The sequence below is a fragment of the Zobellella denitrificans genome, from assembly GCF_002237365.1.
GTDB classification, from domain to species: Bacteria; Pseudomonadota; Gammaproteobacteria; order Enterobacterales; family Aeromonadaceae; genus Oceanimonas; species Oceanimonas denitrificans.
The window spans coordinates 1-11,124 of record NZ_NMUO01000115.1 but is presented as its reverse complement, the minus strand read 5'-3'; the positions used below and the strand labels follow the sequence as shown (position 1 = coordinate 11,124).

The window sequence follows — 11,124 nt, the reverse complement described above, 5'->3', positions numbered from 1 at the left end:
CTCATCATGGCGAAGGCCACGAAGATCAGGGCGCCGGCGGTGGCGTAGGGCGGTATCATGCCGGCCAGGGGCGCCAGGAACATGGACAGCAGGAACAGCGCGGCGATGGTCACGGCGGTCAGGCCGGGACGGCCCCCCGCGGGCCCCCCGGCGGCGCCTTCCCCATTGGCGGTTACCGGCGGGCAGCCCACCAAGGGGGCGGATACGGAAGAGGGGCTGGCGGCCCTCAGGGGATTCTTTCGCACCTAGGTGCCGCCGGTGGGGGCGGGGCGGCGTCTTCCAGCTCGCCTATCAGGTAACCGGAAAGCAGCCGGGAGGCGGCCCCGCTGTGGGCCACCCCGGGCCGCTTGTTGTGCCAGCCTTCGCTGGCGTCCTTGCCGCACCCGGCCAGCACCACTTCCTCCCGGCTGGGATGGTCGGGAATATAGGCGGTGATGTCGTACACCGTGCCGTCGATGGCCTTCCAGCAGCCGTCGCGGCTGTTGTGGCGGGCCAGCTCTTCCCGGCTGATGGGCGCGGCGCGGGGCGGCTCGGTGGCGCCGGCCCGGGTGCCGCTCAGGCCATGGCTGATCACCAGGGTGGCGATAGCGGCGCCAAAGGCGACCAGGGCGGTGTAGGCTATCTTGTTGAGGTTCATAAAAAATCGAAGGCCTCCGTGTGGATGTGGGCGCGTGGCACTCCGGCCCCGGCAAGCAGCCGGAGCAGGTGGTGGATCATGGGCGGCGGGCCGCAAATCAGCAGCTCCCGCTCCCGGAAATCGGGGCACTGTTGCTCCAGAAAGTCGAGCGCGAGCGGGCCCCGCTCGGAAACATAGTGGGGTGCCAGGCGCAGGGACGAATGCCGGGCGGCGATATCGGCCAGCTCCTCCAGGTAGTAGGCACGCTCGGGGCGGTTGGCCAGGTAGCAGAGCACCACCTCTTCCTCTTTGCCGGGGCCGGCGTCCAGTTCCCGGGCGGCGGCCACGAAGGGGGTGATGCCGATGCCGCCCCCCAGCCAGAGCTGTTTCCGTCCGGGGTCGGCCTGCTCGAAAAAGGCGCCATAGGGGCCTTCCAGCAGCACCCGGCTGCCCAGGGCGACGGACTGCAGCGCCCGGCTGGCATCCCCCAGGGCCTTGATGCCCAGCGTCAGCTCGGGGGCTCCCGGCGCCGAGGACAGGGTATAGGGATGCTCCTCGCCCCGGCCGGCGGCGAGGCCCTTATCCAGGGGGCTGAGGTAGACGAACTGACCGGCCCGGTGGCGGAGCGGGCGGCGCTCGGGGCGGAGGACGAGTTCCACCACGTCGGGCGCCAGGGATCTGACCTCGGCGACCCGGTAGGGTCTTCTCGCCAGCCAGGGCGAGAGTCCCTTGCGCCAGAGCAGGGCCAGGGCCGCCAGGGTGGCGAGCAGCCACCAGGGCCAGGGGCTGGCCAGCGGCGGCAGGGTATGGAGCAAGGCCAGCGCCAGGGTGGGGACGGACAGCAGGTGCAGCCGCTTCCAGTTCTGATAGTGGATGGGGCCGAAAAACTGGAAGGTGGGCGCCAGGAAGACCACCAACAGGAGCAGGGCCAGCCAGCCGGTCCAGGTGAGCCAGTCGGCCGGGGGCGGAAACAACAGGGTCACTGCCATGGCGAGGGACTGGGGCAGGGCGGCGAAGGCGAGCAGCAGCACGTGCAGCAGGATCAGCATAAAGGCGCCGAAGCCCAGCCGGCGGTGTAGCCGCCACAGCCGGGGCAGGCCGCCGAACCAGGCGTCCAGGGCGGGCAGGCGGACGCTGAGGGCGGCGGTCACCAGCATCATGGCCAGCCCCAGCATGCCGCTGAGCCGCCCCAGCAGGGTCAGGGCGCCACCCCAGCCGGGGCCATAACCGAGCCACAGCCGGGGCAGAGCAACGGCCAGGGGCAGCAGGATCAGGGCGAGGGCGAGGAGTTCGCCGGGGGCAAGACGCTGGCGCATGGTCGGGATTTCCTGTCCGGTGGTGCCGTGGGGCGCGACAGGCGCCCAGGGGAGCTAGATATAACCATAGCATTTGCAAGGTGAAGCAGGCTCAAACGGGATTTAGGAATGCTGGCGTTTTGCTTGCTCTCTTGTCTCGCCAGGGTTATGTACCGGGGCTGCCAGCAAGCAGGGAGGAGGTTTGTGTATTACATTATGAAAAGTATGATATACAAACTGTATTGTGTATGACCGGTGATAGATAACCACATTTGTGTATCATTATTTTGGTTATATGATACAAAAACGAGTTGGTGTCTAATGTGTCAGACACCATGGGCTGGCCAAATTCATCTTAGGTTTACATATGACTCCTTATCAGCCAGATTCCCTGCCGTTAGAGGGGCTAGACTACGGCAAGCTGATCACCTCGGTGGGCAAGGCCAATGCGGCATTGGCGGAATACAGTGGCCTGTTGCAGGGGATAGTGAACCCTGCCGTTATGTTATCCCCATTGACCAATCAGGAAGCGGTGCTGTCATCCAAAATAGAAGGCACCCAGGCCACCATGGAGGAAGTGCTGGAACATGAGGCCGGGGAAGCGTTTGACGAACACAAAAATGCGGATATTCAAGAGATCCTGAACTATCGGCATGCCCTTATGGTGGCTCAAGGGTATCTGCAGGAAGGGCGCAGTATCACCCTTAATCTGTTACTGCAGCTTCACCAGATTCTGCTGGATAGCGTGCGAGGTCAGAGTAAGGAGCCGGGTAGCTTTCGTAAAGAGCAAAATTGGATTGGCTTTGCAGGTTGCTCCATGGAGCAGGCCAGCTTTGTGCCTCCTTCGCCACTACGATTGGCCGATCACCTGGATGCCTGGCAACACTATGTATCTGGCGATGATTTCGATGTGCTGGCGCAGGCGGCGATTATGCATGCGCAGTTTGAATTGTTACATCCATTCAAAGATGGTAACGGTCGTATTGGTCGCTTGCTCATACCGCTGTTCTTGTATGCCAAGGGCAGGTTGCCCAGCCCGATGTTTTATTTGTCTGGTTATTTGGAGTCGCACCGAGACGAGTATTATGCACGTCTTGGCAGGATATCAGCTGAAGGAGACTGGGATGGATGGATTGCTTTCTTTCTGGATGCGATCATTGAGCAGGCCGGTTCTAATGTAAAGCGGGTTCGCCAGATCATGGCATTATATGAAAGCACCAAAAAACAGGTGCTGGAGCTGACCCATTCTCAGCATACTTCTCGTCTGGTGGATACCCTGTTTGATCGTCCTATTTTCAGGGTTAGCGATTTTTGTGAGCGTTCCGGCATCAATCGTCAAACTCTGCATTACCTGTTGCGTGCGCTGCTACAACCTGCAGGGCCGCTCACTATCTTGCGCGAAGGTGCCGGCAGCCGTCCTTCCATCTATGCGTTTCCTGCACTGCTGAATATCTGTGAAGGCAAGGAAGTGCTACCCATGGTCAAGGAGTAAAAACGCCCGGCACCTTGCGGTGCCGGGCGTGTTCTTGGCGTTAACGGCGGCGTCTTAGCCGTTCAGGGCGGCCAGGTCCTGGTTGAGGGTGGCGCTGGGGCGCATCACCTTCTCCACCGCGGCCGGGTCGGCGTGGTAGTAGCCTTCCAGTCCGGCGGACTTGCCCTGCACCGCGTTCAGCTCTTCCACTATCTTGGCTTCGTGCTCGGCCAGGGCCTTGGCCAGGGGCGCGAAGTGGGCGGCAAGCGCCTCGTCGTCGGTCTGGGCGGCCAGCTGCTGGGCCCAGTACATGGCCAGATAGAAGTGGCTGCCACGGTTGTCCAGCTCGCCGGCGCGGCGGGACGGCGACTTGCCGTTGTCCAGCAGCAGCTCGGTGGCCTTGTCCAGGCACTTGGCCAGGATCTTGGCGCGCGCGTTGCCTTCCTTGATGCCCAGCTCTTCCAGCGACACCGCCAGGGCCAGGAATTCACCCAGGGAGTCCCAGCGCAGGTGGTTTTCTTCCATCAACTGCTGCACGTGCTTGGGCGCGGAGCCGCCGGCACCGGTCTCGTACATGCCGCCGCCGGCCAGCATGGGCACGATGGACAGCATCTTGGCGGAGGTGCCCAGTTCCATGATCGGGAACAGGTCGGTCAGGTAGTCGCGCAGCACGTTGCCGGTGACGGAAATGGTGTCCTGGCCGCGCTTCATGCGCTCCATGGAGAAGCGGATGGCTTCGTTGTAGGACATGATGTGGATGTCCAGCCCGCTCAGGTCGTGCTCCTGCAGGTAGGCTTCCACCTTCTTGCGCAGCTCGTTGTCGTGGGCGCGCTCGGCGTCCAGCCAGAACACGGCCGGGGTATTGGAGTTGCGGGCGCGGTTGACGGCCAGCTTGACCCAGTCGCGGATGGCGGCGTCCTTGGTCTGGCAGGCGCGCCAGATGTCGCCCTTTTCCACCTGGTGCTGCATCAGCACCTGGCCGTTTTCATCCACCACGCGCATGGTGCCGTCTTCGGCCAGTTCGAAGGTCTTGTCGTGGGAGCCGTATTCCTCGGCCTTCATCGCCATCAGGCCCACGTTGGGCACCGAGCCCATGGTGCGCGGATCGAAGGCGCCGTTGGTCTTGCAGAAGTTGATCACTTCCTGGTAGATGCGGGCGTAGGTGCTCTCGGGCATCACCGCCTTGGTGTCTTTCTGCTTGCCGTCGCGGCCCCACATCTGGCCGGAGTTGCGGATCATGGCGGGCATGGAGGCGTCGACGATCACGTCGCTCGGCACGTGCAGGTTGGTGATGCCCTTGACGGAGTCCACCATCGCCATTTCCGGGCGGTGCTCGTAGCAGTCGTGGATGGCCTGCTCGATCTCGTCCTGGGTGGACTGGGGCAGGGTCTTGATCTTTTCCAGCACGCTGTTCATGCCGTTGTTGGGGTTGACGCCCAGCTCGTCGAACAGCTCGCCGTACTTCTCGAACACCTCGCGGTAGAACACCTTGACCGCGTGGCCGAACACGATGGGGTGGGACACCTTCATCATGGTGGCCTTGACGTGCAGGGACCACATCACGCCGGTTTCCTTGCAGTCCTGCAGGGTCTGCTCGAAGAAGTCGCACAGCTTCCTGCTGCTCATGAACATGCTGTCCAGCACTTCGCCTTCCTGCAGGGCCAGTTCTTTCTTCAGCTCGACCTGGCCGGCCTGGTTGACGAACTCGATGCGCACGGTTTGCGCCTTGTCCATGGTCACGGACTGTTCGCTGGAGAAGAAGTCACCGCCGTTCATGTAGTCGGCGTGGGAGCGGGAGGCCTTGCTCCAGGCGCCCATGGAATGGGGATACTTGCGGGCGAAGGCCTTGACCGCGGCCGGGGCGCGGCGGTCGGAGTTGCCCTGGCGCAGCACCGGGTTGACCGCGCTGCCGAGGATCTTGGAGTAGGCGTCGCGGATGGCTTTTTCTTCGTCGGTCTCGGGGGCCTCGGGGAAGTCGGGCACCGCATAACCCTGGGACTGCAGCTCCTTGATGCAGGCGCGCAGCTGGGGCACGGAGGCGCTGATGTTGGGCAGCTTGATGATGTTGGCGTGCGGATCCTGGGTCAGTTCACCCAGCTCGGCCAGGCCGTCGGCCACGCGTTGTTCCGGGCTCAGGCGCTCGGGAAAGGCGGCCAGGACGCGGCCGGCCAGGGAGATGTCGCTCAGGGTGACCTTGATGCCGGCGGCGCTGGTGAAGGTGCGCACGATCGGCAACAAGGAGTAGGTTGCCAGGGCCGGGGCTTCGTCGGTCAAGGTGTAGACGATGGTCGATTCTTTGGTTGTCATTATTTCGCTATTTCCCTGCTTGATAGGTGGGGGTACAACGGCTCGGCGCGGGCACCCACTTGTGGTGGGCGCCGGTCGCCGGCCAACGCCGCTGGATTGAATTTCCGGCAGGCATTGTATGACGTTCGCGCACAAGACTTAAGGGGGTTGCGCGAATTCTGTCGACTGGTTCGACTAATTGATGGTTGCCTAAGCAATGTCAGGGCATTTTTATGCACTTTTTGTAGGGGCATTATGGCCCTGCGGACCGGCACCGGTGTCTTCCGTCGTGGCCAGGCAGGCCCGGTCCCGTCCTTCGGCCTTGGCCTGGTAGAGGGCGGCATCCGCCCGCTGCACCAGGGTTTCGATGCAATCCATCGGGCCGGCGGTGCCGATGCCGGCGCTCACCGTTACCCTGCCGGTGGCGGGAAAGGCATGGCGGCGGGTCGCCGCCAGCAGCCGTTCGGCCAGTTCCAGGGCCTGGCCGGCGTCGGTTTCCGGGCAGACGAGCATGAATTCCTCGCCGCCCCAGCGGCACAGTATGTCCGCTTCCCGCAGGTTGTTCCGCAGCAGCCTGGCGAAGTCGACCAGCACCTTGTCGCCGGTCAGGTGACCCTGGAGATCGTTGATGTGCTTGAAATGGTCCAGGTCGAGCATGATCACCGCCAATGGCCGCCGGTAGCGCTGGGCCAGTTGCAGTTCCTTGTGGAAGATGTTGTTGAGGGCATGGCGGTTGGGCAGCCCGGTGAGCGGATCCGTTTGCGCCAGCACCTTCAGTTGCCGGTTGAGGCGGTTCAGCCGGCGCATCCAGAACAGGCTGGTGGCGAGCACGGCGGTGAGGGTACCGCCCAGGGCATAGACCAGGGTGTAGTTGGTCACCACCTGCGACACCATGTTCATGGCGGTGTGCCGCCCCATGATCTGCTGGCGCGCCTCGGGGGTCAGGGTGGCGATGCCCTTGTCGAGGATATCGCGCAGGGTCTGCTCCGACTTGAGCACCCCCATGCGCAGCCGGTTGTCGTAGCCCGGGATCTGGCCCGACACCTTGAGGTTGAACCAGCCTTCGTTCTTGATGGTATGGGCCGCCATGATCAGCGAGCGCAGGGTCATGTCCGCCTTGCGCTCCGACACCAGGCGCAGGGCCTCCCGCTCCGAGTCGGTGTAGATGATCTCGATATGGGGGAAGTCGCGGGCGAAAAACTCGGCCATGGCGGTGCCGTAGGGCAGGGCGATGGTCTTGCCGGTGAGGCTGGACACGTCCGAGATAAAGGGATGCTCCTCCCGGGTGATCAGCACGTTCGGATCTTCCAGCAGCGGCTCGGTGAAGATCAGCCACTGTTCCCGCTCGGGGGTCTGGTTGAGGAAGCTCAGCGCCAGGCAGTCGCCGGCCCGGGAGGCGATCAGGCTTTCTTCCCAGGTCTGGGTGGGGTGCAGCCGGACCTGCAGGCCGGTGTTGGCCGCGACCATGGCGATCAGGTCGGCGGCGATGCCCACATGCCGGCCGTGCTTGTCGATGGCCTCGAACGGCCACCAGTCCGGATCCACGCACAGGGAAACGCCGGGGTGGGCGTTGAGGTAGGCCCGTTCGGAGGCGCTCAGCTCGGCCGGGTGTTCGTTTGCCGGCGCCGGGAGTGACAGGGTACACAACAGCGCCCAGATAGGGATCCGAAGGAATCTCTTTTGGCGGCATTGCCTTCGTTGGCCGGGGGTGATTGAGGGTGAATCCATTCTTTTCCTCAACAATCAGTGGGTTGCCTCATCATCCTCGTTTCGGTGGCGCAGGGCAATGGCCGTAACCCCGGAAAGCGGAGCTGTGACGTGATTTATCTGAGGTGGGACAAGGTTCTGCTTTGGGGTTCGTATTATCATCCCCCGCCTTGTCATGGTGCCGGACGGCAATAGGGCCGGGGGCCCTTGAAGGGAGGGGAGCAGGATGCGGAACTGGGGATGTTGTTCAGGGTGATCAAGACGGAGCCGATGAAAAGAGCCTGGTGGCCGTTCTGGCTGTGGCTGCTGTGCGTGTTCCTGATCCTGGTGTGGGGCCGGCCGCTGGTGCGGCACGAGTTCGAACGCAGCCTGGGGGAGAGCATGATGGCGCTGGCGGCGGGCACGGCACGCCAGCTGGCGCTCGGCCGGGAGCAGGTGGCGGAGCTGCTGCCCCTGGATTATGCCGCCTTGCGGCAGCATCCGCTGAACCGGGAATTCGAGCGGGATGCCCGCGAGCTGATGGCGCTGGCCGATATCCGTTACATCTATGTGGAAGTGGATCTGGGGCCGGCGGTGCCGTTCCGGGTGGAGCCGGGCGAGGAAAAGGTGTTCAATGCCGCCGCCGGCACCCCGCTCAATATCCTCTATCTGCTCGACGCCGTGACCGAGGAAGAGGCGGCGCGGCAGGAGCGCCCCTTCCCGGAGAAAGAGCGGTACGGCCTGCTCGGCGAGCGGAACCGGGTGCTGTTTGCCGGGCGCCAGCCCGGCTGGCTCGTCAGCGAGGATCGCTGGGGCAAGTACCTCACCGCCTATGCCCCCCTGTACCTGAGTGACGGCGATTTCCTGGGCATGCTGGGTGTGGACTACGACTACGGCAGCTACCGCCGGGCCCTGCTGCTGTACGAGTCGGTGCTGCTGCTGCCCCTGCTGCTGAGCGGTGGCGTGCTGCTGTTCCAGCTGTTCCAGTTGAAAAGCAGCATCAGGGCCGAGAAACAGGCCCGGGGCGAAGCCCTCCAGGCCTACAGGGATACCCTCACCGGCATCTGGAACCGGCGCGGGATCTGGCGGCTGCTGGAGCGGCAGTGGCGGCTGGCGCGGGCGCACCATCACGGCGTGACCCTGCTGCTGGTGGACGTGGATTATTTCAAGGAATACAACGACAACTACGGCCATCCGGCCGGTGACCGCATGTTGCGGGCGGTTGCCGGCATGCTGGCGGAGTTGGCCGGGGAATACCAGGGGGTGGTCGGGCGCTACGGCGGCGACGAGTTCATGCTGTTGTTCGCCAACCTGATCCCGGGGGAAGAGGACAAGCTGGGCCAGGAGATCCTGGTCCGCTGCCACACCCTGGCGATTCCCCACGCCTTTTCCCCCATCTCCGACCGCCAGACCCTGAGCGTGGGCGCCGTCACCCTGGCGCCCGGACAGGAGGTGGCGATGGACACCCTGGTCGAGCTGGCGGACCGGGCGCTTTACCAGGCCAAGCGCCATGGCCGCAACCGGGCCTGCTGCCACCAGGAGCCGAAACGGCGGGCCGGCTGAACGGCCCGCCGGGATCAGCGGTACAGCCAGTGGGCGATGCGCGGTACCAGCCGGGGCATGACCAGGTAAATCACCAGGGCGACGATGACGCCGGCGCTGATGGCGTGGCGGATGCCCCACAGGCCCAGGGGCGGCACCTGCTCGAACAGGGGCGACAGCACCGGCGGCACCACCATGGTCAGCACCCAGATCACCAGGCTGGTGACCAGCCATTGCTTCCAGCGGGTCGGCTGTTTGGGCGGCGGGTTGAGGGGCTGGAACCAGTTGTCGATGCCGGAGGAGATCTCCACCTGGTCCGGCAGCTCCAGATAGTGCTCCGCTTCCTCGATCAGGGCCTGGCGCTCCCGGGACTGCACCCAGGCCTCGGCCTCCGCCTGGCTGGCGAAGCGCACCGCGATATCGTACTGGGTATGGCCGCAGGTCGGCTTGAAGATATTGACGCCCTGGTGGCCGGAAAAGCCGGCGGCCACGTCTATGGTCTTTCTCAGCCAGTGCTCGTAGTCGCCCAGCGCCTGCGGGCGCACCCGGTGGCGGATCAGGACCGACACGCCGGCCGTCATGGTATGGGGTTGTTCCGTCATGCCGTGCTCCTTCATCAGGGTAATTCGGGCGCCTGTAATGGCTCGCCCTTGTACCCCTCGACCTTGCCGAAGCGTTCAGCGCCGGCGTTCCAGTCGGCCAGGGCTTGGGCGATGTCTTCCCTGCTGTGGCCGACGAAGTTCCACCAGATGTAGATGTCCTCGTCCAGCGGCTCGCCGCCCACCAGCAGCACCCGGGCGCCGGGGGCCAGGGTCAGGGTGACCTGTTCCCGGTGCAGGCCCAGGTAGGCCAGCTCGTTCTCCGCAAAGTTTTCTGCGCCAAGCGCCAACTGGCCTTCCAGCACGAACAGGCCGTATTCGAACTCCGGGCGCAGGGGGAGGCTCAGCTCCGCCCCCCGGGGGCTGTGCAGATCCATGCCCAGCAGGGGCGAGAAGCTGAGGGTGGGGGCCTTGTGGCTCAGGTAGTCGCCCACCAGCAGGGTGAAGTCGACGCCGTCCTGGGACCAGGCGGGCAGCCTGGGGTAGTGATCGAAACGGGGCGGGGTGTCCTTGTCGGCCTCGGGCAGGGCAATCCACAGTTGGGCGGCGTGCAGCCGGCCCTGGCCGGGCACCGACTCCTCGGTGTGGGCGATGCCGTGGCCGGCGGTCATCAGGTTGACCTGGCCGGGGCGGATCACCTGCTGGTGGCCCAGGCTGTCCCGGTGCAGCACCTCGCCTTCCAGCATCCAGGTAAAGGTCTGCAGGCCGATGTGCGGATGGGGCCCCACCCGCATGCCGGGCTCGCCCGGGGCGAAGTCGGCGGGGCCGGCGTGATCGAGAAAACACCAGGCGCCGATCAGCCGCCGTTGTTTGGACGGGACGGCGCGGGCCACGGGGATGCCGCCCACGTCGGCGAGGCGCGGCGCGATGCGCTGTATCTGGCGCTCGCCCTCCACCAGCGGGCAGTCGCGGGAAGAGCCGAAGCTCGCCGACCATTGGATATTGCTCATGGAACCTCCGGAAAAGGGTTGGACAGGGTGCCTTGTCACCGCTCCGATAAGGTTAGCGCCTTATCGGGCCCATGACCGATTATGGCCGTGTCGCCGCGGCTAATACCAGTCGCCGTTGTCCCGGCTCTCGCCAATCAGCGCCAGCAGCAGCGTCCGCACCGCCCGGGCCGCCACGCTCAGGGGCTTGTGGCGGGCATGGGCCAGGTAGATGCGGCGTTCTATTTCCGGCTCGGTGATCGGCAGCGAGGGCAGGGGCCGGGGCGCGTCGGCCACCCGCCGGGACAGCACCGAGTAGCCGGCACCGGCTTCGACCAGGGCCTTGATCTGGTCCAGGGCGTCCATTTCCAGCACCACCCGCAGCGGGTGGTGCAGCAGCAGGGCCGCGCTTTCCAGCTCTTCCCGCAGGCGGTGGGGGCGGCCCGGCAGGATCAGCGGCAGCGCCAGCAGCTCGGCCAGGCCCGGGTGCCCCTCGCAGTCGAACAGCAGGCCGAGATCCAGCTTGTCGTCCTGCAGCCATTCCTGCATGTGGCCCGAGAGCCCTTCGGTCAGCCGCAGCTGTACCTCGGGCAACCGCTGGCGCACCTGCAGCGCCAGCGGCACGCTGAGCAGGGGCCCGAGCGAGGTGGGAATGCCGACCACCACGGGCCCGGAGGGGCTGGCCTCGATGCCGCGCACATGA

General features: G+C 64.9%; 9 protein-coding genes and 1 pseudogene. 2 read left to right on the top strand and 8 right to left on the bottom strand.

Annotated elements, in window-relative coordinates; all coding sequences use genetic code 11:
* From CGX12_RS20355 to CGX12_RS17455, 3 genes and pseudogenes are all read right to left on the bottom strand, one after another.
* A pseudogene (locus tag CGX12_RS20355) lies at nt 1–245 on the bottom strand (solute carrier family 23 protein); the annotation flags it as partial.
* Nucleotides 227–637 (bottom strand): cytochrome b5 domain-containing protein, encoded by a 411-nt coding sequence (locus tag CGX12_RS17460; protein ID WP_094041114.1) that lies wholly within the window; start codon nt 635–637, stop codon nt 227–229. The pseudogene CGX12_RS20355 and the gene CGX12_RS17460, both read right to left, overlap by 19 nt.
* A complete protein-coding gene (locus CGX12_RS17455) occupies nt 634–1,932 on the bottom strand; it encodes a ferredoxin reductase family protein (protein WP_094041113.1) in 1,299 nt (432 codons plus the stop codon). The genes CGX12_RS17460 and CGX12_RS17455 overlap by 4 nt, the downstream gene beginning before the upstream one ends.
* A 346-nt stretch (nt 1,933–2,278) precedes the next feature.
* Between CGX12_RS17455 and CGX12_RS17450 the strand changes: the two genes are divergently transcribed.
* Complete coding sequence (locus tag CGX12_RS17450) at nt 2,279–3,403, top strand: Fic family protein (protein ID WP_094041112.1); 1,125 nt, start codon at nt 2,279–2,281, stop codon at nt 3,401–3,403.
* Between the two features lie 54 nt (nt 3,404–3,457).
* On the opposite strand, the gene CGX12_RS17445 is transcribed toward CGX12_RS17450, so the two are convergent.
* Nucleotides 3,458–5,689: an NADP-dependent isocitrate dehydrogenase gene (locus tag CGX12_RS17445; protein WP_094041111.1), complete on the bottom strand. Its 2,232-nt coding sequence runs from the start codon at nt 5,687–5,689 to the stop codon at nt 3,458–3,460.
* A gap of 210 nt (nt 5,690–5,899) precedes the next feature.
* Entirely contained in the window at nt 5,900–7,315 is a 1,416-nt protein-coding gene (locus CGX12_RS17440) for a diguanylate cyclase (RefSeq protein WP_217898204.1), read from the bottom strand.
* 330 nt (nt 7,316–7,645) lie between these two features.
* Between CGX12_RS17440 and CGX12_RS17435 the strand changes: the two genes are divergently transcribed.
* On the top strand, nt 7,646–8,917 hold the full coding sequence (locus tag CGX12_RS17435) for a GGDEF domain-containing protein (RefSeq protein ID WP_176442106.1): 1,272 nt from the start codon (nt 7,646–7,648) through the stop codon (nt 8,915–8,917).
* Nucleotides 8,918–8,931: 14 nt separating this feature from the next.
* Here the strand turns inward: CGX12_RS17435 and CGX12_RS17430 are convergent, their stop codons facing one another.
* From CGX12_RS17430 to CGX12_RS17420, 3 genes are all read right to left on the bottom strand, one after another.
* Nucleotides 8,932–9,498: a putative antibiotic biosynthesis monooxygenase gene (locus CGX12_RS17430; RefSeq protein ID WP_094041108.1), complete on the bottom strand. Its 567-nt coding sequence runs from the start codon at nt 9,496–9,498 to the stop codon at nt 8,932–8,934.
* 14 nt (nt 9,499–9,512) lie between these two features.
* Nucleotides 9,513–10,445, bottom strand: coding sequence for a pirin family protein (locus tag CGX12_RS17425; protein WP_094041107.1), 933 nt, complete (start codon nt 10,443–10,445; stop codon nt 9,513–9,515).
* A 99-nt stretch (nt 10,446–10,544) separates the two neighbouring features.
* A partial coding sequence (locus CGX12_RS17420; protein WP_254918335.1) for a LysR substrate-binding domain-containing protein occupies nt 10,545–11,124 on the bottom strand: 580 nt, incomplete at its 5' end.